This is a genomic window from Ochrobactrum sp. Q0168 (genome assembly GCF_016427605.1).
GTDB lineage: Bacteria > Pseudomonadota > Alphaproteobacteria > Rhizobiales > Rhizobiaceae > Brucella.
Map to the genome: position 1 here is coordinate 1 of NZ_JAELXQ010000003.1, position 26,910 is coordinate 26,910.

Consider the following 26,910-nt stretch of genomic DNA (forward strand, 5'->3'; position numbering starts at 1 on the left):
GGCCGGGGGCTGGCCTGCGCGCACCTCCCTTTGTGATGGTGATTAGATCGTAGTTGCAATTAAAATTTTAGTCGACAAGAAAAATACATTGTGTATATTTGTTTTCATACAAGGCTTGCAGAAGCCGGTTGTAGATACTGGTTGATTGAAAAACGCGTTGAAGAGATTCAAGGACAGGACCATGACTTCTGATATTTTTTCCGGCTGCATCCCCGCACTCATGACGCCGTGCAAGCCAGACCGTACGCCGGATTTCGACGCGCTGGTGCGCAAGGGCAAGGAACTGATCGCTGCTGGCATGTCTGCCGTCGTCTATTGCGGCTCGATGGGTGACTGGCCGCTTCTGACCGACGAACAGCGTATGGCGGGTGTCGAAGCGCTGACCAAGGCTGGCGTGCCCGTCGTCGTCGGCACCGGCGCGGTCAATACCGCTTCGGCTGTCGCGCACGCCGCCCATGCCCAGAAAGTCGGCGCGAAGGGCCTGATGGTCATCCCGCGCGTTCTGTCGCGTGGCTCGTCGATCTCTGCCCAAAAGGCGCATTTCAAGGCCATTCTGGCAGCTGCACCCGATCTTCCGGCTGTGATCTACAACAGCCCTTATTATGGCTTTGCCACCCGCGCCGATCTCTTCTTCGCGCTGCGTGCCGAGCATCCGAACCTGATCGGCTTCAAGGAATTCGGCGGCGCGGAAGCCATGCGCTATGCCGCTGAAAACATCACCAGCGCTGATGATGATGTGACCCTGATGGTTGGCGTCGACACCGGCGTGTTCCACGGCTTCGTCAATTGCGGTGCAAAGGGTGCAATCACCGGCATCGGCAATGTGCTGCCGAAGGAAGTTCAGCATCTGGTTTCGCTGTCGAAGGCCGCTGCTGCTGGCGATGTCGAAGCTCGCGTTGCCGCGCTTGAACTGGAAGCTGCACTCGGCGTGCTGTCATCCTTCGATGAAGGCCCGGACCTCGTTCTGTTCTACAAGCATATGATGGTTGTGACCGGCAACCCGGAATACGAACTGCATTTCAATGAAACGGACAAGCTTTCCGATGCCCAGCGCGGTTATTGCGAAGCACAGCTGAAGCTGTTCCAGACTTGGTATGCAGCTTGGATCAAGCAGGGCGGCGTGGTCGCGAAATACGCAGCCTGAATGTTATAAAATTTACAAATAAAAACCCCGCCATTTGGCGGGGTTTTTATTTGGCTGAAATTCGAAATTACGCGATGGCGTCGAGGCCCTTTTGGCGCAGCATTTCGAGATGATCCATTTCCGACTGGGTGAGCGAAATGCCCTTTGACAGCGATTCACGGCGGGCCGCGAAACGGCGCTGCGAAGGCAGGCGCGCACCCTGACCGGCAATGGCTTCCAGCAGGATTTCGCCGTGCTGGATCGGATTGAGGCGTCCGCCAGCCATGCGTGTCGGGTCGAAAGCGAGGATCAGTTCGCCGTGGCGCGGCGCAATCGTCGTGGTGCCTAGATAGGCGAGAGCCTCCGGGCTGCTGAAATCGCCGATCATGGAACCCGCCAGAAGCTCGATCATGGTCGAAATGGCAGAACCCTTGTGCTGGCCGAAAGGTAGCATCGCGCCTGCAAGGGCGGCTTCCGGATCGGTGGTCGGCTTGCCGTCGGCATCGACCGCCCAGCCTTCCGGCAATTGCTTGCCAGCACGGCGATAAAGCTCCAGCTCGCCACGCGCTGCGACGCTGGTCGCAAAATCGAACACATAGGGGTTTTCGCCCGGGCGCGGCCAGCCGAAGGCAAACGGGTTGGTGCCAAGCAGCGGCTTGCTGCCACCCGCAGGCGCAACGGTCGCATAGCTTGGGCACATGGCCATGGCCGCAAGGCCTTCGTCGGCCAGCGCTTCCACTTCCGGCCAGAGGGCTGCGAAATGGGTGCAGTCATTGATGACGAGGGCGGCGAGGCCGAGCTTGCGCGCGCGTTCGATCAGCGCCGGTTTGCCGGTTTCGAAAGCGAGATTGGCAAAGCCGCCATGGGCTTCGACGCGCACCACGGCGCTGTCATCGACGCTCAACACCGGCACGGCATTGGTCACCACCTTGCCACTCTTGACGGTGCGCAGGCAGCCTTCGATACGGTAAATGCCGTGCGATTTGCAGCCATCGCGCTCCGCTGCGACAATGGTGCGGGCAATTGCGGCTGCATGGTCGTCGCTGAATTTGGCGTTGCGGAGTGTGTCCTTCACGCGTTCGAACAGTTCATCGACCGTAATCAGGATGGCGTCGCTCATCGTGATGTCCTTTCATGCAGCAAAACCAGCAAAAATCGTTCTTCTGTGCATAGGGGCTACACACAAAGAAGTCATCCGAAATTGTGGTTTGGTATCTCATGAAAGAGAACGACATTATGCAGACGCGGCATCACCCGTCGGAGACGGATGATGCCTTAAAAGATCATTTGCGACCGACTTCGAGATAGGTAATGCCGAACACGACAACTGGCATGGCGGCAATCATTCCAAGCGCAATCCAATGGAGCCACTGCATAGGGTGGTCCTCCGTTGTTGTGATAATGGGTAAAGTGAGCGGTAAAGGCTTCCGACTCACATCAACCAGAGTGTGATTGCCGCAGCGATCACGAATGCGGCGGCAAAACTGCTTTCCAGTCTGTAGTACCAGAGCATGACAGCCTCCGTTATGGTTAACGAATACTTAATAAACGCGGCTCTGGCGATTTGGTTCAATCGGTCCTGTAACAAAATTGAGAGCGGCCTCGTGATCGCGGGGGCGCTCTGTGGCGTGCTTACCAGTGAACGCGAAGGCCGACATTGCCTCTCAGCGTGTAGCTGTCGCCGAAATTGTTCAGGCTGGTATTGATCAGTCCTTCGCCGAACAGGGAATAGCGCTGATTGTCGAAATCATAGCTGCCGCCGACGCCAAGACCGCCCCACAGACGGTCCTGACGGCTTGCCAGACTGACGCCTGCGAGATCGGCACGGGTTCCGTCGCGGAACTCGTAATAAAGATTGGCGATGCCATAGAGATTGGCGCGGTCAGTGGTTCCCTTAGCGTTCTGCCAGAATGATGCGTAATCGAGATTAAGACCGAGACGGCCTTGCAGGCTCTCGCCGCGATCAAAGCGGACGGCGCTCCCGAAGCCGTCGATGAAGTTATCGGCATCCACTGACGAATAGACCAGTTGCCCTTGCGGCGTGACGGACCAGCGGTCGTTGATAGAAAGCTGCTGGCCGCTTTCCAGCGAGACCGCATAGCCAAAAGCCCGGTTACCAGTGGCGAGTGCCGATGCGCCTTCGGCTGATGTGGTCAGGTCGCTGTCGTACCAGGTGGCCTGCGTCAGTGCGTCGGCATAAAAGCCGTTCTCGCCATACCAGGTCAACGTTCCGCCGAGCCCGTAACCATCGGTCGAAATGTCGCCGGATACAAAGTCGCGCGATGATGTTCTGGTCTTGCCATGCATATACTGGCCAAAGATGCTGCCGATCAGGCTTCCTTGTTCATTTTCCAGAAATGCGCCATCGATACCGGCCTGCATCTTGAAGATGTCCTGACGGGTTTGGGTGCCGGTCGTCGTTTGGTCGGGCTCAAGGCGATTATGTGCACCTTCGATGCGGCCCCAGACACCGTTGCCCTTTGAGGCTGCCTTGTCAGGTGATGCCGTCTGTCCCACCCATAAACGATTGCCGGTGCGCTGGCGCAGCGAAGAGACTTCGTTCATGCCAAGCAGATGCTGTGAATAGGCCTCATAGACAGGTGCGCCAGCTTGCAGTTTGGCTTCCGGCGTTGGTTCAAGATCTGTACTCGGACTCGGTTTGGGAGCGGATTTGGGGTCTTCGGGCGTTTTCTTAGAGATCAGATACCAGTCATTGGTGTTCTGACCCTGGGCATTGCCTTTATAGAGGCTATACTCATAGGCGCCGATCACGATGGCTGGTTTACCGCCCGTGCGGTATTGCCCATCCAGTATGAAGTCGCCGTCAGAACTGCCGCCGACTGTGATGACCTCAATGCCGGACGTGGTCGCGTTACCTGTTCCACCGCGATTGTTGACATGAAGGAGAGTGGTGCCCGACGTGTCGCCATCAATAATGATCTTGTTGGCTTTCGATGTATCGTCTCCGAGAACCGCATTGATCGTCAGCATGCCGTTGTTGCCGGTATAATCGCCGGCGATGTGGAGAATAGTGTCAGTCGTGGTGCCGAAGTTGACATTGCCTCCATTGGAAAGCGAAGCCAGCGTTTGGTCCATGCCATTGAGGTCAAGCGTTGCGCCTGACGAGACTGCGAATGCGGATGATGTGCTGAACACATTTGCCGCACCGGCCTTCAGGGTTCCAGCATAGATATTGGTGTTTCCGGCATAGGTATTGATGCCTGACAGGGTTGTTGTGCCCGTGCCGCTCTGGAACACAGCGCCGTTTCCAGAAATGTCCGCACTGAAGTCAAACGCATCACTGCGATTGAGTGTCAGCTCACCGTCGTTGACGATCTGCTGGCTCGCCAGACTGCCCGTTGCGCCACCCGCGCCGATCTGAAGCCGGGCGCCTGCAGCAATCGTTGTAACGCCACTATAGTTGTTGGCACCTGATAGCGCGAGAGTTCCGCTACTGATGGTAATGCCGCCTGTGCCGTTGATATTGCCGGCAAACGTTGTGCTTGCGTTGGAGAAGTCGAGGGTCTTGGCGCCAAGCTCAACTTTGCCTGTGCCGGTCAAAGTTTGGATCGACGTGAAAGCCGCCGTTATAGCGCTGACGTCAAACACGCCATCCACATTAATGAGACTGGATGTCTTCAAGCTCCCTGAGGAAAAAAGTCCCATCGTTCCCGACTGGATATCCGTAATGCCGGTATAAGTGTGGGTGCCTACGCCCGTCTGTAGCGATCCGTCGCCAGTTTTTATGATGCCGCCCGTTCCAGAAAATGCTCCGCCCATAAGCACCGTATTGTTTGCATTGACCGTGTTGATGGTCAATGTTTTATCAGCCAAATTAGCTTTGCTTAGATATGCGATGCTGATAGTGCTGCCGTTCGGGTTGTCGACAATGAACGCAAGGTCATTGGCGAGCTGAAAATTTCTAGGGCCAGAGACTGCGCTTGCTGCACTGGCGGCATAATGGAACCCAATGCCATTTATACCGTAGATTACCAGTGTGCTGCTTGAAGCCGTGCCTCCAATACCGTTGGCGGTCAAAGTGGAGCCATCCTGAACGTCGATTCTGCCAACAGCGTAAGTTTGCCCAGAGCTAGTCGTTATGTTTGAAGTGCCTGGCAGAATAATTACGGTGTCAGCCGCCGTTGGCAGTACACCGCCGCTCCAGTTGGAAGCTGTCCCCCAGTTACCATTTACTGATGGGCCTATATATTGGATATCAGCTGCATTTGCGGTATGAAGACATACAAAAAGCGCCGTGCTTGCAGAAAGAAGAGCCGCCAGTCTTTGCAATGGGTATGTGCGCATCAAATTATCCTGCTGATTTTAGGGAGCAACCAATGCTGGTTGTGTTGGAGGGCGCATCTCCGACGATGGAGCGCTGTCCCATTATCTGCTTTGTGATTGGGCTGGGCTCACACGACGTGCGTCGTTTGCTGAGGCGTATTGCTCAATAGCTCCGGCGAAACAGGAGCTTTGCTTAAGATACGGTCAACAAGCATATTGAGGGTTGGTTATCCTGAGTGCGCAAGGCAAACTGGCACCTGAGAGTCTGCGGGCATAGTCGCTCTTTTCATATGAGTAGAATCACTTAATAAGATTATTCATATAGATTATATTTGTAATAATAGAAACAAATTCCAACAATAATTGATTTAATTAAGTAATACGAAATTTAATTGTTGCTAATATTATTCTATAAAAGACGCCCTGAAGCGCTCGTGCCATGAAATGTTTCATGAAACTGGCTTTTGATTCAGCTTGAAACCGGCAGGCTGTTCACAGTGAGAGTATCAGATATGATAGGCTAAAAGTGTTCTATCATTTGTTCACATAAAGCGGAACCGATAGCGTAAGAAACGCGGAAGTACCCTCGACGCGGTTTTCGGTATGGAATTCTCGCAGCAGCTTCACGCGTGCCTGTATTGGTGTCTTGTCCAGTTCAAAATTGTAGCTTGCAGTTACACCCAGCGCCGCAACACGTCCGCGATAACCGCCGAGTATTGCACCGCTGCCGCTATCATCGCTGATCTGTTGGTAATAGTAACCGATGGCGCCAAGGGAAAACTGTTTCGTGAGATATTGCGAGATAGCACCCTCAACATGGAACTCGGTCCCAGTGCGATAGTCTGTTTCCGGATTTTCTCCATTGAAGGTGAAGCCCACAACGCCCGATATGTCGAGACCGCGCTTTGGATCAAACCATGTTCCCGCAGCGGAAAGATCTGCACCCCAACGATGGAAGGCAATATTGGCGAGCGAGTTTTTCTGATAGTCTCCAATGGGCACATTGATCATTCCATTGAGGCTCCAATGGAAGTCGCCGCTGCTCCAGCCGACTGTCGTGGTGACGACGGGGTCGCCGATCTTGGTTACACTGTTGTCGATATCGCCGGAATATGGGCCATAGACTAGATCGGCGTCTACATTCTGATAGCCGAAAGGCGTGGTCAGGCCGAAGGCCAGTCGCCCGCCCATAACTTCATAGGGTGTGGACCATATGAAGGTGGGCAGATCGACCACGGCTCTGGCTTCGACGCCGAAGCCGACGACGCCGCCCAGCGGTAGCGGTGCGGAAGCACCGGCGCTCGCGCGGTAAAAGTAGGTGTCGTTCTGCAGGTAGAGACCCGGTGCCGGCAAGATAGCGGCCATTGGCCCCTTGGACCCCAGCAGGTAGAAGCCGAGACCGTTTTCGGCGGCCTGCGCGCCAAAGCAGAGCAGGGTCGCCGGGATGGACCAGAGAAAAGGCTTTAGGGTTCGGTGCGCTAGTTTCATAAGCCTGCTCTGATCCAGATGTTCAGTGACAATGGTTTTGGAACGGCGGTTAGTTGGTGTTGTAGCCATTGATGGCGACAAAGGGGTTCTGCCCGTTAATCTGTGCCCTGGAAACTTCCGCGGTGATTTCGCGCGTCTCGCGGGGATAGATGGTGACGTAGTTGTCGTCATAGGTGATGGGCAGAATTTCACCGGAACTGCTGTCTTTCTGCAATTGGGCGCGCACAAAGAATGCAACGTGATCGGTGGGATTGATAAGCGAGATTTTGAATCGGCGCATGTCTTCTTGCGGCTCGATCTCTGTGAGTGCTGTTTTGAGTTCCACCTTTGGCATGGTGCTAAGCGGTTTGAAATCCGCCCATTGTTTCTGCTTCAGGATCATGGCGTCCATCATGTTGTCGGGATCCATGTCCTCGGGAATGTCGTCCTTGGCCGACTGCCAGTAAGTGTTTTCTGCAAGCACTTCATCCTTGGCACTTTGGAGCTGCAAGCGGACGAAATAGACCGTGCCCATGTCGTCGTAACGTGGAAGAGTCAGAGCAACTGTCGAGGTCGTTGGGCTGGTGGATTTGATGGTCGCGTTCTTCTCGTGCTTGAGCTTGCCGTTTATGTCGTAGAGACGCGCTGTGACCGTCAGATCTTTGAAGCCTTCCAGTGTCTGATTGACGAGATAAATCTGGGCTTTGGAATGGTCGCCAGTTGCATAGCCGTCAAAAACCACGCTCAGCGGCTGTAGGGCTTTCTTGGCACCGAAATACCCGCCGCCCTGTTTCATATAATAGTCGAAGAGATGGCCGAAAAACGATGGCCAGTGGCTGTTGAGCATCCAGAAGATCGTCATCTTGTGGGTCTCCCAGCCAAGCGCACCATAGGCTTCGTTCTGCGCACGGACATTTTCATAGGCAATGAGCTGGGCCTTGCGCGCAAAATCCTCAACGCTGTTCGCGGGGCCATAACGTTTTTCAATAGCGGCCTTGGCACTCTCGAGCGTGCTGTTGCCCGGTGCGGAGCCGGCGCGCATATACCAGAAATCATTCATCGGCCAGAGCTTGTCCGCCGGCAGGAATTTCTTCAGACTATCCAGAGGCAGTACGGTCTCGTCATTGCCTGCTTCGGCGACGGAACCCATCGCGCCGGTGATACCGCCCTTGAACCAGAAAGCGGGCGAGCGCCAGGAATAAGGCGCTGCCATATGAATGCCACTCCAGTTGCTGTTGCGTGCCGAAACGGTATCGACAACAGCGTTCTGCCAATGGAGTTCGTTTAAGATGTTATGGTAATTACCAAGAACATCTGCAGGCGGAAGTCCGTCGCTACCATTGGCCCAGATGAACGCCGATGCATGCGAACGGAAATCCGCGATCATATCCCGGACTGTGGCAGAAGCGACGACGTGATCTTCTGCATCCCAATGGCTCCACAGTTCCCATGCCCCACAACACATGAGGCCGCGCATAACCGGAATGCCTTCTCTGTCGGCCAGATCCAATACGTCGTCATCGGCGAACTTGCCTTCCCAGCGCAGCATGTTGACCCCAAGGTCTTTTGCATAACGAATGATGTCGCGATCGCGCTGCGGATTGTTGTCGAACAAGAGATCGGGCGTGTAGGCTGCGCCACGGATCAGATAATCCCGACCGTTGACTTTAATGTAGAAACTGCCCGGATTTGTGAAATTTTGAAAAAGGGCCGTGTCGTCTGTGTGTTGGGTGATTTTACGTATGCCGAAGTCGGTTGTTGCGGTATCGGAAACCTTGTCGCCGATGCTGAATGTCAGTTTCAGATTGTATAGGTTCGGTTTGCCCCAGATATAGGGCCACCACACATCAGGCTTGTTTACCGTTAGGGCCTTCAGGTGGTCCGGGGTGAAGCTTTCCTCCCGAGTTTCGTTGCCTTTCAGCGTAACAGTCTTTTCAAGGTGAATGCTTGGCTTGCCCTCCCGGGTGATCTCGCCGCTCAGCACCCCCGTGACGGGTTCGGATGAGTGATTGACCAGATTGGCATATACATCGAGCTTCGCCGTCTTAAGGTCCGGTACGGTCAGCTCGGCTTTGACATAAGGATTGCGCAAGGCAACGTTGCCGCCATAGGTGAGATAGACCTTGCGCCAGATGCCTGCGCCCTTATCAGGAATAAAGGAGGTCTTTGTCGCGTAGTCGCCCAAATATTTCAGATTGATCCAGTCCATCCAGGTGTCGGTCAAATCGACACCCTCGCCTTGTCCCGGTTTAAGGCTGTCACCCAAAGTCAGGCTGGGGGTGCGCTGCTCTGGGGTGATTTTAACGGCCAGTAGATTATCCGTGCCGGGGTGGACCAGCTTTGTGACATCGAACTCATATTTGCGGCTCATGCCGACGACTGCATCGGGGCCTGCAATCTGTTGGCCATTCAGCCAGATTTCACCGCGATAGTTGAGCCCATTGAAGATAAGCGTGTAACGGTCATGACCTGCCGGAACATTGAGTCTGGTCTGATACCACCATTGATGCGTCCATAGATTTTTATCAACATTGGCGAGGTTATCACCATAGTAGATGTCCTTGTAGACATTTGCCTTGCTGAGCGCATTCAGAACGGTGGAGGGCATGTTCTGAATAGCGTAGCCCTTGTCGCCAAGAGGCGTATTGAACACGGTGATCTTCGCAGCTTCAGCGTCGTCATCACGGATGAGACGCCAACCATGCTGCAACTCAATTTTGCCACTGGTATCCTCGGCGCGTGCTTCGAAGGCCAAAGACGAAGCCAGAATTACTCCGGCAACCAAAAAATACCACCCGCGAGCCATTTGCCCTCCAATGTGTACAGGTCGGAACGCTAACGCTTATGCCCTCGGATCGATTCGTCGTCTCTATTTCGTCAAGCTGACAGCGTTATGCTGGATGAAAACGCAACAATATTCTTTCAAAGAATGCCGGCAATTTGATCCCGACATTCGCTGTTTAATGACATTGGTATGGGCGAGTGTCGGGATCGTTCTCAATGGTGAAAATGCTTATGCAATGGCATTGGTTTTACAGCATTTTCCGAGATACTCGAGGCTGCGCTTTGGTGTTCTTATCTGCGTTTTAGGATCAACCTTGATCAAACCGAAGTTCTTTGCGAACCCTTCGTTCCATTCCCAATTGTCCGTGGAAGACCAGTAAACCAGCCCCTTCAGGTTTACACCCTTTTGCATCGCCTTATAGGCTTCCTCAATGTAGCCTTTGATGAACTCAACCCGCGTTGTGTCCTCGACAAAACCATTGTCGACGGTGTTAGGTTCGTCAACGGGGAAGCCAAATTCGGTGACGTAAATGTCGGGAGCACCATAACCGTTGTGGACACGGAGCAGCGTTTCCGAAAACCCATCCGGTTCATAGGGCAAATATTTGGTGAGCTTGAGGTTATCTGGAGGCGTGTCCTGCACGAAACCAAGAGGCGTGTGGGGCTCGGCCTTGACGTAAAATCGTGAGTAGTAATTCACGCCGAGAAAGTCAGGTTTCGCGGCGATGATTTCCATATCACCGGGCTGGATGACGGGAGCAACTAATGCGCGCACTTCTGCTGGGTATTCCTGGCCGAACAGCGGATCGAGATAGGCCGTGTTCCAGTAGGCATCCATAGTTCGGATGATTTTTTCATCCTCCGGGAAGTTGGACTTGGAACGGACAGTCTGGAGATTAAGGGTGGTGCCCACTTTGGCGTCTTTCGGCAGGTTTGCCCGCGCCGTGGCGATGATAAGTCCTTGAGCGACATTTTGATGATGGATTGCATCGCCCATCGCTCTCAGGGATATGTATCCGGGTGCAAAACGTCCCGAGCCATAGCCGAAGGTGGAAACGGTTCCAGGCTCGTTCATGGCGATCCAGAGCTTGATGCGGTCGCCAAACTTTCGGGTAACAATCTCCGCATAGTCGGCGGCATATTGTATGATTTCACGATTGCGAAAATTTCCAGCCCATACCGGGTTCTCGAAATGCACGATGGTTGCCATGGGGTCGAGCCCAAGGCGCAACATTTCGTCGATCATGCGGTCATAGAGGTCCAATGCGGCAATGCTTGGCGCCCCCGGCCCTTCGGGCTGGATGCGTGACCAGTAGAAAGAAAAGCGAAAGCTATTCAAACCGGCTTTTGACAATAGGGCGAATTCTTCGCCGTAGCGCGTTTCGAATTGCGTGTTCGTTTCGTTGGTTGAGCCGTCGTGGATCCTGCCCGAAATATCTGCGAAAACATCCCAGTTGCTACGTCCGCGCCCGGCGCGGCTCTCTGCTTGGGCGGCGGCTGAAGCCACCCCCCACTTGAAACCAGCTGGAAAAGCCTTCTCCTCAGCAAAGGCAAACTCGGGAACAACGGCGGAAGCCGCAGAAGCCCCTGCCACCTTTAGAAACGAACGTCGTGAGAAGCTAAGCCGGCTTGCCAGTTCGTGGTCCATCGCAAGATCCTGTGTTTGAAAGGATTGATTGGCCAATTTTTAAAAGGCAATAATCGGACATTTGAAATGTATGAACTTTTCAATTGCACTGAGAACTAGCCTTGGAAAAACTTGATCGTCACTGTTGGGCTCATGTGTTTCATAATGAAACACATGTATTTATTTTCTTCAAACATGAGCTATATGCAAAAATTGAAGAGGGGCAATACGCTTTTGTCCCATATTGGATATAATATTATCCCTATCTAATAAATATCGAAAGATATTAGATTCTATTTGGAAATAAAATTCGGTCGGTTTATATATATATCGAGAAAAATAAAAGCGAGTTTCCTGCGTCAAGTAATTATTGCTTGATCAAGAGTGGCTATCTTTGTCTGCATTTCATGAATATCACAGAGGGTTTGCCGTGCAGGAAGAAATCCTGTCGATATTCTGTGATCAACGAAAATAATAAATGCTCGCAATATTTGTGCGCGGCTCGAAGAAAGGCTGGTAAATCGTGCCGGAATTTTTTCTCTCAACCGATATGGTGGATGAAAAACATCGCAATGCCTTCTGGAAGGAAGTATCGAAGCTTATATACGAAGTCTCCCCCGTGGACGAAAATGGTCAGGCTGAACTGATTGGCACCATTCGCTCACGGATTTTTGACAGTATGGTTCTGGGCGACACGACATTCAACGAGCAGATTTGTCGGCGCACGCCGGAGATTATTGCGCGTTCGAATCTGGATATCTGCCTACTACAACTTGTCCTGTCGGGTGAATATACCGGCGACTTCGACGGCAGGCAGGTTCAGGTACAGCCGGGCGACATGTTTTTTGTGGACCTGGCGAAAGTGCTGGACAGCCGCAAGGAAGCCGGTGCGCGTGTGACCTTGGCGATCCCCCGATTTGAGATGAACAAGTGGTTCCCCTCGAAGGATCTGCACGGACTGGTTTTGCCTCGGAATGTAAACATCAATCAGGTGCTGTTCGATTTCATTTTGAGTCTGGATGGTGCGCTGGATTTCATTCAGGAAAATGAAATACCGGGAATCAAGGAAGCGCTTGTTTTGCTGCTGGTCGCAGCCGTAAACGGCGTTGCGCTCTCTCCGGCGCAATCGAGTGCCATTGACCACTCAATGCGACAAAGAGTGATAGACTATATCGATCTGAATATCCGCGACCGGCGCTTGAGTCCCAAGACGATCATGGCGCATTTCAAACTCTCCCACTCGCATCTGTACCGACAATTCGAGCAGGATGATGGCATCACCAAATTGATCCGGCAAAAACGTCTGGATCTGGCGTACCGCTATCTGATTCATAGCAAAGGCAAGGCGGAAACCCTCAAAGAGATTGCATATAAATGCGGCTTCTCGGATCGCGCGCAGTTTACGCGATTGTTCAAGGATCGGTACGATGTTTCGCCACAAGATCTGCGCGAACTGAAACAAGTGCCAGGGCATGATCCGATGTCGGCGTCCAATTTGCACCAGCATATCCAGGATCACCTGACGCGTATACAGCCAGCCAAATCTTGAAGATTCAGACCGCAGCCTTTTCAAGGACGCGGTCTTGTTCAGCAATCAACGTGGCAATGATGCCAGCGACGAGAACGGCGTGCTCGCTAACTTGCGGCAGTCCCATCAGCTCGCCGAAGGTCCCGCGCGCCAGCGGTCCGGCAATCAGCAAGGTCTCGTCGGCGAAGCCCGATGTGGAGATTGCGTGAGTTTGCCGGTCGCAAAGAAGGCCAAGTCCGGTCGGGCAAAGAGCCAGATGTCCGGCTTCGGCAAGCGCTGACAGCAAGGGCTGCGATCTGAGAATGCTGCCATGACCGGGTCCGGTGGTGACGATGATCTTGTCCACGTCAAGGATAGCGAGTTCGTCTCTCCGGCGATCTTTCAGGCCGATGCGTAAAATGTCGCCGGAGCTAGCCGCGCTGCGGATGGAAGCGGCGCGGACAGACAGGCTGCCATCGGCGACAGCGCGGTCCAGCGCGTTTTCAACCTGGGGCGCTATGCGAAACCGATGCACATCCCAGAAAGGACGCACATGGCGTGCGATACGTCTGCGTTCAGAAACGGGCATAGCCTGCCAGATATCCTGCCCTTGAAGGCGGACCGCGTCGAGAACCGGATGCCAGCTCAACCCCTCGGCGACTGCGGCTTTGATGGTTTCACGGACCCGTTGCAGCAATTGTGAAGCGCTGAGTAATGGTTGGGTTGTGAAGTCGCCATAAGGGTCATGGGCGGTGCGGGGATGCCCGCGTGAGCGAAGACCACGGCGGGAAATCGAAACGATCTGCCCCCTATGGCCATGCGCTTTCAGCGTGGCGATCACATCGGCTGCCGTCAGCCCGTTGCCGACCACCAGCACGCGGTCATCCGGCTGGACATTCTCCAGCGCGCCGGGACGCGTCGCGTCGGCGATCAGCCCCGGATGCTCGCTGATCGGCGCAAGCACACCAGGCAGGGATGGAGCGGGATGGCTGACGGCCAATACAACGATATCAGCAACAACAGGTTCGCCATCTTCGGTGTTGATTGTCCAGAAGCTGTTATCCTTGGTTGCTTTCATGGCGCGGGTGCGGCGGTGTTCCACACGTCCGGCTTCAATCATCGGTGACAGTCTTGAGGACGCATAAAGCCCGAATACCGTGCGGGCAGGGAAGGGCGCACCCTCGTTGCTGAAAGCATCCGGGTCGCCTTCCAGTATCCCGGTTTCCAAAAGCCAGTTGCTGAAATCCTGTGGCTCGTCGGGCAGGATGGACATCCGGTCGGCGGGCACGTTGATGCGGTGCACGGGTTCCAGCGTATCATAGGCCAGACCGCGCCCCAGATTTTCGCGCGGTTCAATCACCACGATCCGCCAGTTGGCGTCATGCCCTTGTTGGGACAGCTGGCGCGCCAGATGCAGCGCAACAGCCGCGCCTGTAAAACCGCCGCCGATAATGGCGACGGTGCCGGTTTGGGCATTGATCGGCATTTCAAATCTCACGAGCCGGAAGCGACCTTTACATTACCCCCATGTCCGCCCCCGCCAAAGACCTGTTTTTTGCCAAAGGACGAACGGAGCTGGTTGCGCGGTCCTTCCAGTCCCAATTCGGGGAAGAGGAGTTCGGAAACGCGATAGGCTTCTTCCAGATGCGGATAGCCAGAGGCGATCACCGTATCGATGCCCAGTTCCTGATATTCACGCAGTCGGGCAGCAACGGTCTGGGGCGACCCGACTAAGGCGGTCCCGGCTCCGGATCGCACAAGACCGATGCCAGCCCAGAGATTGGGCGAGACTTCCAGCTTGTCGCGGCGACCATTGTGCAAGGCGACCATGCGGGCCTGACCGACAGAATCGGAATTCTTCAGGAAAACCTGCTGGGCGGCGGCGATGGTTTCATCATCGAGATGCGCAATCAGACGGTCGGCGGCTTCCCAGGCTTCCGCGTCGGTTTCGCGCACGATGAAATGCAGGCGGATACCGAACGAAATCTGGTCGTCGCGGCCTTTGGCCTTGGCCGCTTTGCGAACAGCGGCGATCTTTTCGCCGACTTGTGCTGGAGGTTCGCCCCAGGTCAGGTATTTGTCGACAAGACCGACAGAAAAATCGATGCCAGCCTGCGACGAACCACCGAAATAGATCGGCGGGCGTGCCTGCACGGGCGGCAGGCCGAGAGCAGCGTCGTGGGCCTTGATGTATTTGCCGTCGAGATTGCCATGACCTGTTTCGATCAGATCGTTGAACACCTGGAAAAATTCATCGGCATGGTCGTAGCGTTCGTCATGCGGGAGGAAAATGCCGTCGCCAGCCAGTTCCTGCTGGCTGCCACCGACGACGATATTGAGAAGCAGCCTGCCGTGAGACACGCGGTCGAGCGTCGAAGCGAGGCGGGCATAATAAGCGGGAGAGGCGACGCCGGGCCGGATCGCGACAAGGAATTTCAGCTTTTCTGTGTAAGCGGCAAGATTGGCGGCCAGAACGAAAGGCTCTTCGCAGGCAGCCCCTGTAGGGATGAGAACCCCCGAATAGCCGAGGCGGTCGGCGGCCTGTGCGATTTCCCGAAAATAGGTGGGATCGGAAGGGCGGCTCAGCGCATCTGTTCCCAGATAGGTGCCGTCGCCCGAAGACGGGATGAACCAGAGAAAATCGAGCGGCTTTCCATTGGCGGACATGAGAGACCTTTCTTCCAGTGTTCCATATGCCCGCGCATTGCCCGATGGATACCATCGGGGCCTGCAGCAGCGCAGTGTGTTTGGGGAATATTGTACCTGAGCAGATCGCGCACTTAAGGAATGCGATGCTAAAAACTGCGCCTTAGGTGAAGTTTATCGGTGCGCTTGACCGCTTTATTGCGAAACTTGATTGCTGTTGTCTCAGGGGCGGGGCGGGATAAGCAGCAAAGCGTCAACTCTGTGGGTCTTGCATCGATAATCGGAGAAACTTATTCCGATTTCCACTCCTGAGCGCTATTTCTATACAGTGAAAAGAGGAGCCAGAATGCGCCGCGACAAGAAGAAGGCGACGATATATGACCTTTCCGTTCTGTCGGGCAGCTCGCCTTCCACGGTCAGCGCCGTGCTCAATGGTACGTGGCGCAAGCGCAGGATCAGTCAGGCGACGGCGGAGTCCATTCTGGGTCTTGCCGAGCAGCATCAATATACTGCCAACCGTCAGGCACAGGGGTTGCGTCATTCCCGCTCGGGCCTTGTCGGGTTGCTTTTGCCTTTGCATGACAACCGCTTTTTCTCGTCCATGGCACAGACATTCGAAGCGCATGTCCGCGCACGTGGTCTTTGCCCGGTCGTGGTCAGCGCGGGGCGCGATCCGGCTGAGGAGCGCGAAACGGCGGAAACGCTGATTTCCTATTCCATTGATGAGTTATTCATCTGCGGTGCGACAGACCCGGACAGTCTGCATGAACTCTGCGAAAAGGCAGCGATCCCGCATGTGAATATCGATTTGCCGGGGGCGAAGGCTCCATCGGTAACCACCGACAACTTCGCCGGTGGCCGCATGTTGACGGAAGCGATCATCGAACATTTTGCCGATCGTAAGCCCTTACGACCGATGGAGCTTTGTCTGTTCGGCGGACGTAACGACGAATCCACGCGCCAGCGTATTCGCGGTTTCCACCACGCCAAGCAGGTGGTTCTCGGTTCCGATCCCGAAAACTGCGTATTCCACACCGGCTATTCGCCGTCGAATACATTGCGGGCGCTGGATGAATATCGCGAGCATCACGGCCGGTTGCCACGTGGTCTGTTCGTCAATTCCTCGATCAATCTTGAGGGCCTGCTGCGCTATATGGTCGAGCACCCACACGAGCAGCTCGATGATCTTGTGGTTGGCTGTTACGACTATGACCCTTTTGCCTCTTTCCTGTCGTTTCCGGTGATTTCAATCCAGCAGGATGTGGAAGGCATGATCGCCAAAGCTTTCGAACTGATGGAAAAGCACGTCACCGCCCCAGAGCTGCATCTTGTTATGCCCAGATTAATTGCGCCGCGTTCGGCCATCGCGCTGCCGGTGGATAGTCTGAAAGATATCAAATAAATACATGCTGCTGGCGCAGCTCTGGCCAGAACCGCGCTGCGTTTTTCCAAGCTCGTTTTGTTACAAGCACTCCGACATCGTCATCGCATACACCGCTGAATCGTGTTGACAGATTTGGGGGGCTGGCGCATTATCGAGTTGCACAATCGATTGTGCAAATTGTTGTGCAAAGTTACAGCATCTCCAACCGGGAAGAGGCCGGGGACGAGATGCCGCCGCCTGATGGGAGATGGCGGCGCTGGCAGGTGGAGGCAATGCGAAGCGCGTTTCTGAAAATGGCTGGTTGACGTGTGTTCCGATCTGTTTGAATCGGATCAACGCTCTAATTGGTCATGCGAGGGTATTTCATCCGAAAGGCGTTTCACGCTTTCGACATGTAACCTTAGAGGTGAGCCCTTGGCTCCAGCGCGTGTAAAGCCGTCAATTGCGGGCAAAATTCCCGGTCGAATGCCAGAAGAACAGACAATCAGGAGGAGAGTGTCATGAAGGTATCGAAGATGACAGGCGCGCTGGCTGGCGTGCTGATGATGGCCGCTACGACGGCGCATGCGGAAGTCAAGGACGCGGTGGTCGGCTTTTTGATGCCGGATCAGGCATCCACGCGCTATGAAGAGCGCGATTTCCCAGGTTTTGCAGCAGAAATGAAGAAGCTCTGCGAAAGCTGCAAGGTGCTTTATCTCAACGCCGATGGCGATGCGACCAAGCAGCAGCAGCAGTTTAATTCGGTCATTTCGCAGGGTGCCAAGGTGATCGTTCTCGATGCCGTGGATACTGCTGCGGCAGCCTCGCTGGTGAAGCTCGCCCAGTCGCAGGATATCAAGGTCATCGCCTATGACCGCCCGATCCCGGATGCGACGTCGGATTTCTATGTCTCGTTCGACAATGAAGCCATCGGCAAGTCGATTGCCGAATCGCTCGTCAAGCAGCTGAAGGCCAAGAACGTTCCAGCCGACAAGGGCGGCGTTCTCCAGATCAACGGTTCGCCGACCGATGCGGCTGCCGGTCTCATCAAGAACGGTATCCATGCCGGTCTGAAGGACAGCGGCTACAAGACGCTGGCTGAATATGACACGCCGGAATGGGCGCCAAGCAAGGCGCAGCAGTGGGCAAGCGGCCAGATCACCCGCTTCAACGATCAGATCGTCGGCATTGTGGCTGCCAATGACGGCACCGCAGGCGGTGCGATTGCGGCCATGAAGGCTGCGGGTATCGATCCGCTGCCGCCGATCACCGGCAATGACGCGACCATTGCGGCGCTTCAGCTCATCATTTCCGGCGATCAGTACAACACCATCAACAAGCCATCGGAAATCGTTGCTTCGGAAGCTGCGCGCGTTGCCGCTCAGCTGCTGAACGGCGAAACGCCGAAGGCTGAAACCACGCTCTACAACACGCCATCGAAGCTCTTCGTCCCGGCGGTCGTGACGGCAGAAAACCTCAAGGCTGAAATCATCGACAAGAATATCGTGCCCGCAGCAACGCTGTGCGTCGATCGTTATGCCGATGGCTGCAAGAAGCTCGGCATCACGCAGTAATTCAACGATGCGCCCGGCCGGTTTTCCGGTCGGGCGTCTTTTTTACGCACATCCCATCCGAAAGCCGTTTTACATTTTTCGGGATGTGCTGTGTTTCGTGCGCAAAGGCATATCGTGCGATATGTCGGGGAAAGTGAAAAATGTCCCAGGAAAACAAAGCGGTGACGTCATCGTCGCAGCCCGTGCTGCGCCTCAGCGGCATTTCCAAGAATTTCGGCGCGGTGTCCGCGCTGACCGATATCGATCTCGAAGTCTATCCGGGTGAAGTGGTGGCGCTGGTCGGCGACAATGGCGCCGGAAAATCCACGCTCATCAAGACGCTCGCCGGTGTGCACCAGCCGAGTTCAGGCACGATAGAATTCAATGGCGAGAAGGTTGTGCTGTCCTCGCCGGGCGATGCGCTCGACCTTGGTATAGCGACGGTCTTTCAGGATCTGGCGCTGTGCGAAAATCTCGATGTCGTGGCCAATATTTTCCTTGGCCGGGAGCTTAGCCCCTACCGCCTCGATGAAGTGTCGATGGAAATCAAGGCTTGGAAGCTTTTGAACGAGCTTTCCGCCCGTATCCCCAGCGTCCGCGAGCCGGTCGCCTCGCTTTCGGGTGGTCAGCGGCAGACCGTCGCGATCTCGCGCTCGCTGCTGCTTGATCCAAAGCTCATCATGCTCGATGAACCGACTGCCGCCCTTGGCGTCGCGCAGACGGCGGAAGTGCTCGACCTCATCGAGCGCGTGCGCGATCGCGGTCTGGGCGTGCTGATGATCAGCCATAATATGGAAGATGTACGCGCTGTCGCAGACCGCATCGTGGTGCTGCGTCTTGGTCGCAATAACGGTGTTTTCTATCCGGATTCATCGAACGAGGAACTGGTTGCCGCCATCACCGGCGCAACCAGCAATTCCGTTTCCCGCCGTGCCGAACGACGTCAGGCACAGCACGATGACGCCCATGACCGGGGAGAAGCATAATGAACCAGACAACCGGAAATACCCCCCTCGACCGGCAGGATGCCCGCGTGCGTCATGATGAAGGCATTTCGGGCGCGCTGCGCGGCTTCTTCGACCGGGTTCGCTCGGGCGATCTCGGCTCGCTGCCGGTTATTGTCGGCCTGGTCATCATCTGGACCGTGTTCCAGACGCTGAATCCGGTTTTCCTGTCGAGCAACAACCTCGTAAACCTGTTGTTCGATTGCTCGACCATCGGCGTCATTTCGCTTGGCATTGTCTGCATTTTGATGCTTGGGGAAATCGATCTGTCGGTCGGTTCCGTCAGCGGTCTTGCCTCGGCTATCGTCGGGGTACTGTGGGTCAACAATGGCTGGCCGGTGGCGCTGGCGATTGTCGCAGCCCTTTGCGCGGGCGCACTGATCGGCCTGCTCTATGCATTCCTTTATAACCGCTTCAGCATGCCAAGCTTCGTTTCGACGCTGGCAGGTCTGCTCGCGGCACTCGGTTTGCAGCTTTATCTCCTCGGCAATACCGGCTCGATCAACCTGCCTTACGGCTCCTGGCTTGTCAGCTTCGGCCAGCTCCTGGTGATGCCGCGTCCGCTCTCCTATGCGCTGGCGCTGATTGCCGGTCTCGCGATCTTCTTCACAGGCTTCCGCTCGGCGCAGCGTCGTCGCGAAGCCGGGCTTTCGGCTCCGTCCGTCGCAGGTATAGCGTTCAGGGCTATCGTCATCACACTCATTGTCGGTGGCGCGGTGTTCTATCTCAACCAGTCGCGTGGCGTACCGTGGATGTTCGGTCTGTTCGTGGCGCTGGTCGTTGCCATGAACTATGCGCTGACCCGCACCCGCTGGGGCCGCGCCATGCAGGCCGTCGGCGGTAACCGTGAAGCCGCACGCCGTGCCGGTATCAACGTGACCTTCATCTATATCTCTGCCTTCGTCACCTGTTCGGTATTGGCTGCAGCGGGCGGCATTCTGGCCGCCTCGCGTCTGGCATCATCCAGCCAGCAGGCCGGTACGGGCGACGTCAACCTCAACGCCATTGCGGCAGCGGTCATCGGAGGCACCAGCCTGTTCGGCGGTCGCGGCAGCGCCTGGTCGGCCCTGCTCGGCATCATCGTCATACAGTCGATTGCCAGCGGTCTGACCTTGCTCGATCTGTCGTCGTCGCTTCGCTATATGATCACCGGTGCCGTGCTGGCAATTGCTGTGATTGTCGATTCTCTTGCTCGCCGCTCGCGCCAGTCGCACGGCCGCGCCTAACACAAAAGGATTCTCCAAATGGCTCAGGATCTCAAAGGACAAGTTGCAGCGGTCACCGGCGCTGCCTCCGGCATCGGCTTCGAATGCGCAAAGCATATGATCGAAGCAGGCATGACCGTGTTTCTGGTTGATCGCGACGAGAAGGCGCTGGCCGAAAAATGCGCCGAGCTTGGCGATAAGGCAAAGCCGCTGGTTATCGATCTGCTCAACCCGGAATCGGTTGCCACTATGGTGCCGCAGATTCTCGAACAGGCCGGTCAGCTCGACGTGTTCCATGCCAATGCGGGCGCTTATATCGGCGGTCCGCTCTGGGAAGGTAACCCGGATGCCTGGGATCGCATGTTGAACCTCAACATCAATGCGGCGTTCCGCACGGTTCACGCTGTGTTGCCGCATATGATGGGGCGCAAGACCGGCGATATCATCATGACCAGCTCGGTGGCGGGGGTTGTGCCGGTGATTTGGGAGCCGATCTACACGGCCTCCAAACATGCCGTGCAGGCTTTTGTGCATACGGTTCGCCGTCAGGTTGCGCCGCATGGCATCCGCGTCGGCGGTGTTCTGCCCGGTCCGGTCGTGACCGCGCTGATCAGCGACTGGCCAAAAGCCAAGCTGGAAGAAGCGCTGGCCAATGGCAGCCTGATGGAGCCGAAGGAAGTGGCGGAATCGGTCATGTTCATGCTGACGCGCCCGCGCAACATTACCATTCGCGATCTGGTGATCGTTCCACAGAGCCTCGATCTGTAATTTTTTGTAGAGCGGTTCCGGTTGAAATGGAATCGTGGAACCGCTCTATCTGGTTGTTTTTACGCATTATCCGACGCAAAACCGCTATGCACTTTTGCTGGAAATGCTCTAGAACGGGTCGGAGACCATGGTTCATTATTATTTGGGCGTCGATGTCGGCACCGGAAGCGCACGCGCCGGTGTATTCGACACCAGAGGTTCGATGCTTTCTTCCGCCAAGCGCGACATTACAATATGGCGCGGGGCTGGCAGCATTGTTGAACAGTCGAGCGCCAATATCTGGCAGGCCGTCTGCGAAAGCGTGCGCGAGGCGGTGAAGACCGCCGGGATCAATCCGGCCAGCGTTGCCGGTATCGGCTATGACGCGACCTGCTCGCTCGTGGTGCTGGGCGAGGGCGGCAAGCCGCTCGCCGTCGGCCCGTCGAACGATCCGGCGCGCGATATTATCGTCTGGATGGATCATCGTGCGGTCGAACAGGCTGAGCGTATCAATGCGACCAAGGCCAAGGTGCTGGATTATGTCGGCGGCACCATTTCGCCGGAAATGGAAACGCCCAAGCTCCTCTGGCTGAAGGAAAACAAGCCGGAAACTTTTGCGTCCGCCTGGCAGTTTTTCGATCTTACCGATTTTCTCACCTGGAAGTCGTGCGGCAGTCTTGCGCGTTCGGCCTGCACGGTCACCTGCAAATGGACCTATCTCAGCCATGAAAATCGCTGGGACGATGCCTATTTCCGTCAGGTCGGCCTTGGCGAACTCGCCGATGAGGCCTTTGTGCGCATCGGCACAGAGGTTCGCGCGGGCGGCGAAAAGCTTGGCGTTCTCAGCGAACAGGCCGCAGCGGAACTTGGCCTCAAGCCGGGGATTGCAATTGCCGCCGGTCTGATCGACGCCCATGCGGGCGGCATCGGCACCGTGGGCGCGCGTGGCGAGGCTGGCAAGGTGTTGTCGCGCATGGCCTATGTGTTCGGCACCTCTGCCTGCACCATGACCACGACGGAACAGCCGGTTTTCGTGGATGGCGTATGGGGGCCGTATTATTCGGCCATGGTGCCGGGGTTGTGGCTCAATGAGGGCGGCCAGTCGGCGGCAGGTGCCGCCATCGATCATCTGATCCATATGCATCCCTTCGCCGGCGAAGCGGAAAAGCAGGCGGCGGCTGAAGGCAAGGGCCTCGCCGACCGCCTTGCGTTGGAAGTGGAAGCCCGCGGCGGCGCCGCAAAAACGGCTGAAATCATCGGCGACATTCATGTCGTGCCGGAGTTTCTCGGTAATCGTGCGCCATTCGCGGACCCGGATGCCCGGGCCGTCATCGCCGGGCTTGATCTTGATGCGGGCATCGACAGCCTGACAGCGCTTTATCTGGCGGGTCTTTGTGGGCTTGGCTATGGGGCGCGGCAGATCGTTGAAGCGCAGAAAGCCAAGGGCATCGCGACGGATACGATTGTCGTCAGCGGTGGTGCGGCCCGTTCGCATCTGGTGCGTCAGGTACTGGCCGATACGACGGGTCTCGTCATTGCGGCCTCGACCTCGCCGGAACCGGTTCTGCTTGGCTCGGCCATGCTCGGCGCGGTGGCCGGCGGTGCCTATCCAGATCTCGCAATGGCGATGGCTGCCATGTCGGAGCTTGGAGAGGTCAATCAGCCTGATCTCGACCGGGCAAAATGGCATGATCGCCGTTTCGAGGCCTTCACGCTGTTGCAGGACACGGCGCGCAAGCTGCGCGATTTCTGACCGCGATCAGCATGCTGAAATGAAAACAGCCCCGGCTCGTCATCGAACCGGGGCTGTTCTTATCGATTGCGATGGCCCTACATCACAGGCGCGTCAGGTTCTGGTTCGTATTCGCGGGCGCCGTCATCCTTGGCGAACAGCACGCAGGGGCCATGCGAGCCGCGTGGGTCGTAGGCAAAGCCTTTTTCGGCCAGCGCATGGGTGATGTCGCGAATGCCGGCCAGACCGTAAAGATGATCGTGCAGCTCCAGGAAAATGCGCTCCACACCCGGCAGTTCGGCCTGCTTGAGCAAATCGCGCTCCGCGCCTTCGATATCCATCACCAGCACATTGATGCCGTGGTTGGCGATGAACTGGTCGATATTGGTCGAGGTGATCAAGATAGTGCTTTCGTAAGGCCCCTGATTTTCGTCCATGGACGACATCCAAAGATCCTTGCGGACATAAAAACGGAAAGTGCCGGTTTCACCGGCGCTCAAAATGCCTTGCGACAAAACGACATTGTCATGGCCGTTGGCGTCGAGCACGCGCCGCGCCAGCGAGGCGGTTGCCGGATTGGCCTCAAAGGCCCAGACGGCCACATTGTCGATCCGAGCGATCAGCGAGGTAATAATGCCAATACCGGACCCCAGCTCCAGCACCCGGTCGCTGGCCTTCACGGCCTTCTTGATCGTGCGGGCTTCCTTGGCTTCATAGCTGCCGCTGCTCAGCGCCTGCCAGATGACGGGCGAAACCTCTCCCGGTTCAATGGGTACGACGACCCCATGCACATTCAACACTTCCACACCCAATTGATTGCTACCACGGGCGTATTCGTATCAGTTATCTCCCGCCCGAAACAATCCTTCCCCGTCCTTTTTTGGTATGCAGATAAGCGAGCTCTGTTGCAGGCATTGGCTTGCCGATCAGATAGCCTTGCACCTGATCGCAGCCCAGCCCCTTGAGGCATTCATATTGCTCTTCCGTCTCGATGCCCTCGGCGATGGTAATCATCCGCAGGCTGCGGCCAACACCGGTGACCAGCTCGACAATGGCAAGCGCATCGCTGCGCGTCGTGACATCGCGGACAAACGAGCGGTCGATCTTGATCTTGTCGAAGGGAAAGCCGCTGAGGCTGCCAAGCGACGAATAGCCCGTACCGAAATCATCCATGGCGATCTGGATGCCGAGCGCTTTCAGGCCGCGCAGGGTTTCCAGCGTCTGCTCGTTCTTGTCGAGCAGGACCGATTCGGTGATTTCAAGCTCCAGCCTGCGGGGATCAAGCCCGGTTTCTTGCAGCGCCGCCTTCACGGTCTGGACAAGATCCTTGTCGCGAAACTGCACCGGGGAAAGGTTGACGGCGATCTTCAAGGGCTTGTTCCAGCGCGTGGCTTCCCGACACGCTGTCTTCAGCACCCATTCGCCAAGCGGCATGATCGTGCCGATTTTCTCGGCCACCGGAATGAACTCCATCGGAGAGACCGAACCGCGCACGGGGTGCGTCCAGCGCAACAGCGCTTCGTAACCGCAGATTTCCCGTGTGTTCGTCGTTGCTTGCGGCTGGTAATAAACTTCCATTTCGTTGTTCTGAAGCGCGGTCTGCAGATCTGCTTCGAATGACTTCTTCTCGCGCAGCCGCGTCAGCATGTCCGATTTGAAGACGCTGACATGGCCATGTCCGACGGCCTTGGCTTCATAAAGTGCCAGATCGGCATGTTTGAACATTTCGTCCGTGTCCGGCTCACCTTCCGATATGGCGACGCCCACGCAGGTTCCGATCTTGATTTCCAGTTCACCCACCCGGTAGGGGCGGCTGATCTCATCCATCAGGCGAGCGGCAAATTCAAGCGACTCTTCCTCGGTCATTCCGGTCGACAATACGGCAAACTCGTCGCCGCCAAGGCGGCAGACAATATCCCCCTTGCGGCTTAACCGCGTCAGTCGCCGCGACACGGCTTGCAGCAAAATATCGCCGACATCGTGCCCAAGCGTGTCGTTCACATCCTTGAAACCGTCGAGGTCGAGCAAAAGGATAATGGCTGAGGGGCCGCCCGAAAGGGCTGCCGTCAGTCGCGTTTCCAGATCCTGCCTGAAGAGCACACGGTTCGGGAGACCGGTCAGCGCGTCGTGATGCGCGTCATGTTCGAGGCGGAAATTTTGCGATTGCAGTTCGGCCGTGGCCTCGCGCAGATCGGCGGTAAGGCGCTGCATGCGCCCATGGGCGCGATCCAAAAGATTGTTATGGCGAATAAGCAGGATGACGAGAATGACACCGCAAAGAATAAGGCCAGCGGCCAGCGCCGTATAGATGAAATGGAGCTGCTTGACATCGCTTTGGGCGGCATCGATCAGACCCACATCATGCTCCACCGACGTGGAGGCAAGTGTCGTTAACGGCGCATCCAGCGCGCTCATGGCAACGAGCACGGCTTTCATATCGTCCGTGCTCATCGTGTCGAATTTCACATCCAACTCGTGGATGATGTCGCTCAGCTTCACATAAAGCTGGCGGCGTCCCGGATCGTCCTGAATGAACGAGCGCAGATTGCCCTGCTGGAGCATTTCAAGACGGCCGACCATGAAATCAAGCCGAAGCCGCACTTCATCCCGATCGACATCGGGCAGGCCAAGCGCCAGCGCGCTCAGCCGGTGCTCAAGCCGCAGATATTCAGATACGGTCTGCCCAATGGACCAGGAATCATTGTACCGGGAAAATTTTTGCAAAGCCGTCTGACGCTCTGCGATGACATAGGCGATATAGCCCGTTGCCACCACAAAGCAGCAGATAATGACACCCAGTATGCGTCTCAAGCGCGCCTCTATTCAACGATCAGCTTGGCAACCTGCCAGGCGGAGCGCGTGTAATATGTTTGATTCTGGAGTTGAGGGTCGCTGTCGTACGGGTAGATAATAAACAACGGTCCTTTGTCCCGTACCGCCATGTAATTTCCGTCCCGCTTCAAAGCAAGAATTACGTTGAACTTCTTGAAATCATCGAGCGGGATGGTGGTTACATAGTCGTTCAGCGCCACCGCCGTGACGGTTTTGCCTTCGGCGCCGACCAGTTTCATCAGCTGATCGAGAGACACGCCTTCGAAGCGGACCTTTCCGTCATACCAAGGATTGGCGGTTTCCACGGTCTTGAGACCGAGGGCTTCCAGACCCGCGCGGTCGAACTGCGCGGTGTCCCCATTGTTCTTGTTTTGGATATTGCCCGATATTGTGAGAATGGGCTTGCCCTGCGGTTTGGGCAGCGAACCGGCAAATGCGCCGGAAACGGCTGTCACACAAACGACCAGACAGACAAAAAAACGACTAAGGTTCATTGCATTTCTCCCTGAGATAGCCGGTCAATAAAGCAAATTACCTAAATCGACGTGAATACTGCGAACATATACGGGTTTAATCGGATTCACGCCTGTGATCTTTCGTCTGCGTTTATAACAAATGAAAACAATAGCATAGTAGACGCTCGCCCATGGATTTCGTCAAGTGCTGACCGCCATGTCGCGTATTTTATTTTCATTTTTCTCAGTTTGCCCGCTTTCTTATACCATCTGTGCGGCGGAAAAGCGGCATTGTTAAGTAATGAACAATGTGAATTTCGCATAGTTTGGTAGATTGAACAATAAAACAACTTAAGATTGCCGAGCGACGGTATGGATGTGCAGTCGTGGCGTTTCAAGAACGTCGAATATCGTAGTATCGATGCCTACTGCCCAACGCAGGCGATAAAGGCCATTCCACCAGCAGCGACAACGCACACCTCGGCAGGTCAAGCCGGGCGTTGACCGGGCTTTGGCTGGATTTATCCGATGATTTCAGGAGATTGATCTCGCATCACGATATACGACATTTGCCGTATTGT

The 26,910-nt window shown here is 55.8% G+C and carries 18 protein-coding genes; 8 read left to right on the plus strand and 10 right to left on the minus strand.

The window, feature by feature from the left end; all coding sequences use genetic code 11:
- The first annotated feature begins 181 nt into the window (after positions 1–181).
- Positions 182–1,144 carry a dihydrodipicolinate synthase family protein gene (locus JAU75_RS08160; protein WP_199056038.1) on the plus strand — a complete coding sequence of 321 codons (963 nt, stop codon included), beginning with the start codon at positions 182–184 and terminating at the stop codon, positions 1,142–1,144.
- Between the two features lie 67 nt (positions 1,145–1,211).
- On the opposite strand, the gene JAU75_RS08165 is transcribed toward JAU75_RS08160, so the two are convergent.
- The 5 genes from JAU75_RS08165 to JAU75_RS08185 all read right to left on the minus strand — a co-directional run bounded on the left by JAU75_RS08165 (position 1,212) and on the right by JAU75_RS08185 (position 11,306).
- Complete coding sequence (locus JAU75_RS08165) at positions 1,212–2,243, minus strand: Ldh family oxidoreductase (protein ID WP_199056039.1); 1,032 nt, start codon at positions 2,241–2,243, stop codon at positions 1,212–1,214.
- A 512-nt stretch (positions 2,244–2,755) separates the two neighbouring features.
- Positions 2,756–4,957 (minus strand): autotransporter outer membrane beta-barrel domain-containing protein, encoded by a 2,202-nt coding sequence (locus JAU75_RS08170; protein ID WP_199056040.1) that lies wholly within the window; start codon positions 4,955–4,957, stop codon positions 2,756–2,758.
- A gap of 984 nt (positions 4,958–5,941) precedes the next feature.
- Positions 5,942–6,895, minus strand: a complete 954-nt coding sequence (locus tag JAU75_RS08175) for a transporter (RefSeq protein ID WP_199056041.1) — start codon at positions 6,893–6,895, stop codon at positions 5,942–5,944.
- Positions 6,896–6,944: 49 nt separating this feature from the next.
- The gene (locus JAU75_RS08180) at positions 6,945–9,680 is read right to left on the minus strand and encodes a sugar-binding domain-containing protein (protein WP_199056042.1); all 2,736 of its coding nucleotides are present in this window, start codon (positions 9,678–9,680) and stop codon (positions 6,945–6,947) included.
- A gap of 207 nt (positions 9,681–9,887) precedes the next feature.
- The gene (locus JAU75_RS08185) at positions 9,888–11,306 is read right to left on the minus strand and encodes a family 1 glycosylhydrolase (protein ID WP_199056299.1); all 1,419 of its coding nucleotides are present in this window, start codon (positions 11,304–11,306) and stop codon (positions 9,888–9,890) included.
- Between the two features lie 502 nt (positions 11,307–11,808).
- Between JAU75_RS08185 and JAU75_RS08190 the strand changes: the two genes are divergently transcribed.
- The gene (locus JAU75_RS08190) at positions 11,809–12,834 is read left to right on the plus strand and encodes a helix-turn-helix domain-containing protein (RefSeq protein WP_199056043.1); all 1,026 of its coding nucleotides are present in this window, start codon (positions 11,809–11,811) and stop codon (positions 12,832–12,834) included.
- A 4-nt stretch (positions 12,835–12,838) separates the two neighbouring features.
- Here the strand turns inward: JAU75_RS08190 and JAU75_RS08195 are convergent, their stop codons facing one another.
- Together JAU75_RS08195 and ssuD are read right to left on the minus strand one after the other, a co-directional pair.
- A complete protein-coding gene (locus JAU75_RS08195; protein WP_199056044.1) occupies positions 12,839–14,278 on the minus strand; it encodes an FAD-dependent oxidoreductase in 1,440 nt (479 codons plus the stop codon).
- An 8-nt stretch (positions 14,279–14,286) separates the two neighbouring features.
- Positions 14,287–15,459 (minus strand): FMNH2-dependent alkanesulfonate monooxygenase, encoded by a 1,173-nt coding sequence (gene ssuD / locus JAU75_RS08200; protein WP_199056045.1) that lies wholly within the window; start codon positions 15,457–15,459, stop codon positions 14,287–14,289.
- A 325-nt stretch (positions 15,460–15,784) separates the two neighbouring features.
- On the opposite strand from ssuD, the gene JAU75_RS08205 reads away from it, so the two are divergent.
- The 6 genes from JAU75_RS08205 to JAU75_RS08230 all read left to right on the plus strand — a co-directional run bounded on the left by JAU75_RS08205 (position 15,785) and on the right by JAU75_RS08230 (position 23,063).
- Positions 15,785–16,840 (plus strand): LacI family DNA-binding transcriptional regulator, encoded by a 1,056-nt coding sequence (locus tag JAU75_RS08205; RefSeq protein ID WP_199056046.1) that lies wholly within the window; start codon positions 15,785–15,787, stop codon positions 16,838–16,840.
- A 482-nt stretch (positions 16,841–17,322) separates the two neighbouring features.
- On the plus strand, positions 17,323–18,375 hold the full coding sequence (locus JAU75_RS08210) for a sugar ABC transporter substrate-binding protein (RefSeq protein ID WP_109367838.1): 1,053 nt from the start codon (positions 17,323–17,325) through the stop codon (positions 18,373–18,375).
- A 140-nt stretch (positions 18,376–18,515) separates the two neighbouring features.
- The gene (locus tag JAU75_RS08215; protein ID WP_199056047.1) at positions 18,516–19,340 is read left to right on the plus strand and encodes an ATP-binding cassette domain-containing protein; all 825 of its coding nucleotides are present in this window, start codon (positions 18,516–18,518) and stop codon (positions 19,338–19,340) included.
- On the plus strand, positions 19,340–20,584 hold the full coding sequence (locus tag JAU75_RS08220) for a sugar ABC transporter permease (RefSeq protein WP_199056048.1): 1,245 nt from the start codon (positions 19,340–19,342) through the stop codon (positions 20,582–20,584). Before JAU75_RS08215 ends, JAU75_RS08220 begins: the two co-directional genes overlap by 1 nt.
- Positions 20,585–20,602: 18 nt before the next feature.
- The gene (locus JAU75_RS08225; protein ID WP_199056049.1) at positions 20,603–21,331 is read left to right on the plus strand and encodes an SDR family oxidoreductase; all 729 of its coding nucleotides are present in this window, start codon (positions 20,603–20,605) and stop codon (positions 21,329–21,331) included.
- Positions 21,332–21,458: 127 nt separating this feature from the next.
- Positions 21,459–23,063, plus strand: coding sequence for an FGGY-family carbohydrate kinase (locus JAU75_RS08230; protein ID WP_199056050.1), 1,605 nt, complete (start codon positions 21,459–21,461; stop codon positions 23,061–23,063).
- 77 nt (positions 23,064–23,140) lie between these two features.
- Here JAU75_RS08230 and JAU75_RS08235 read toward each other — a convergent pair whose 3' ends face one another.
- From JAU75_RS08235 to JAU75_RS08245, 3 genes are read right to left on the minus strand one after another with little or no spacing between them, the layout of a single operon-like run.
- Positions 23,141–23,848 carry an FkbM family methyltransferase gene (locus JAU75_RS08235; RefSeq protein ID WP_199056300.1) on the minus strand — a complete coding sequence of 236 codons (708 nt, stop codon included), beginning with the start codon at positions 23,846–23,848 and terminating at the stop codon, positions 23,141–23,143.
- Positions 23,849–23,885: 37 nt separating this feature from the next.
- Positions 23,886–25,853: an EAL domain-containing protein gene (locus JAU75_RS08240; RefSeq protein WP_199056051.1), complete on the minus strand. Its 1,968-nt coding sequence runs from the start codon at positions 25,851–25,853 to the stop codon at positions 23,886–23,888.
- Between the two features lie 8 nt (positions 25,854–25,861).
- Positions 25,862–26,368 carry a molybdopterin-dependent oxidoreductase gene (locus JAU75_RS08245; protein ID WP_199056052.1) on the minus strand — a complete coding sequence of 169 codons (507 nt, stop codon included), beginning with the start codon at positions 26,366–26,368 and terminating at the stop codon, positions 25,862–25,864.
- Between the last annotated feature and the right edge of the window lie 542 nt (positions 26,369–26,910).

What these genes read in the sequence shown, in the direction of transcription:
- JAU75_RS08160 (WP_199056038.1), top strand. Translation starts at nt 182, where the DNA reads ATGACTTCTGATATTTTTTCCGGCTGCATCCCCGCACTCATGACGCCG.
- JAU75_RS08165 (WP_199056039.1), bottom strand. Translation starts at nt 2,243, where the DNA reads ATGAGCGACGCCATCCTGATTACGGTCGATGAACTGTTCGAACGCGTG.
- JAU75_RS08175 (WP_199056041.1), bottom strand. Translation starts at nt 6,895, where the DNA reads ATGAAACTAGCGCACCGAACCCTAAAGCCTTTTCTCTGGTCCATCCCG.
- JAU75_RS08180 (WP_199056042.1), bottom strand. Translation starts at nt 9,680, where the DNA reads ATGGCTCGCGGGTGGTATTTTTTGGTTGCCGGAGTAATTCTGGCTTCG.
- JAU75_RS08185 (WP_199056299.1), bottom strand. Translation starts at nt 11,306, where the DNA reads ATGGACCACGAACTGGCAAGCCGGCTTAGCTTCTCACGACGTTCGTTT.
- JAU75_RS08195 (WP_199056044.1), bottom strand. Translation starts at nt 14,278, where the DNA reads ATGCCGATCAATGCCCAAACCGGCACCGTCGCCATTATCGGCGGCGGT.
- ssuD (WP_199056045.1), bottom strand. Translation starts at nt 15,459, where the DNA reads ATGTCCGCCAATGGAAAGCCGCTCGATTTTCTCTGGTTCATCCCGTCT.
- JAU75_RS08205 (WP_199056046.1), top strand. Translation starts at nt 15,785, where the DNA reads ATGCGCCGCGACAAGAAGAAGGCGACGATATATGACCTTTCCGTTCTG.
- JAU75_RS08210 (WP_109367838.1), top strand. Translation starts at nt 17,323, where the DNA reads ATGAAGGTATCGAAGATGACAGGCGCGCTGGCTGGCGTGCTGATGATG.
- JAU75_RS08215 (WP_199056047.1), top strand. Translation starts at nt 18,516, where the DNA reads ATGTCCCAGGAAAACAAAGCGGTGACGTCATCGTCGCAGCCCGTGCTG.
- JAU75_RS08220 (WP_199056048.1), top strand. Translation starts at nt 19,340, where the DNA reads ATGAACCAGACAACCGGAAATACCCCCCTCGACCGGCAGGATGCCCGC.
- JAU75_RS08225 (WP_199056049.1), top strand. Translation starts at nt 20,603, where the DNA reads ATGGCTCAGGATCTCAAAGGACAAGTTGCAGCGGTCACCGGCGCTGCC.
- JAU75_RS08230 (WP_199056050.1), top strand. Translation starts at nt 21,459, where the DNA reads ATGGTTCATTATTATTTGGGCGTCGATGTCGGCACCGGAAGCGCACGC.
- JAU75_RS08245 (WP_199056052.1), bottom strand. Translation starts at nt 26,368, where the DNA reads ATGAACCTTAGTCGTTTTTTTGTCTGTCTGGTCGTTTGTGTGACAGCC.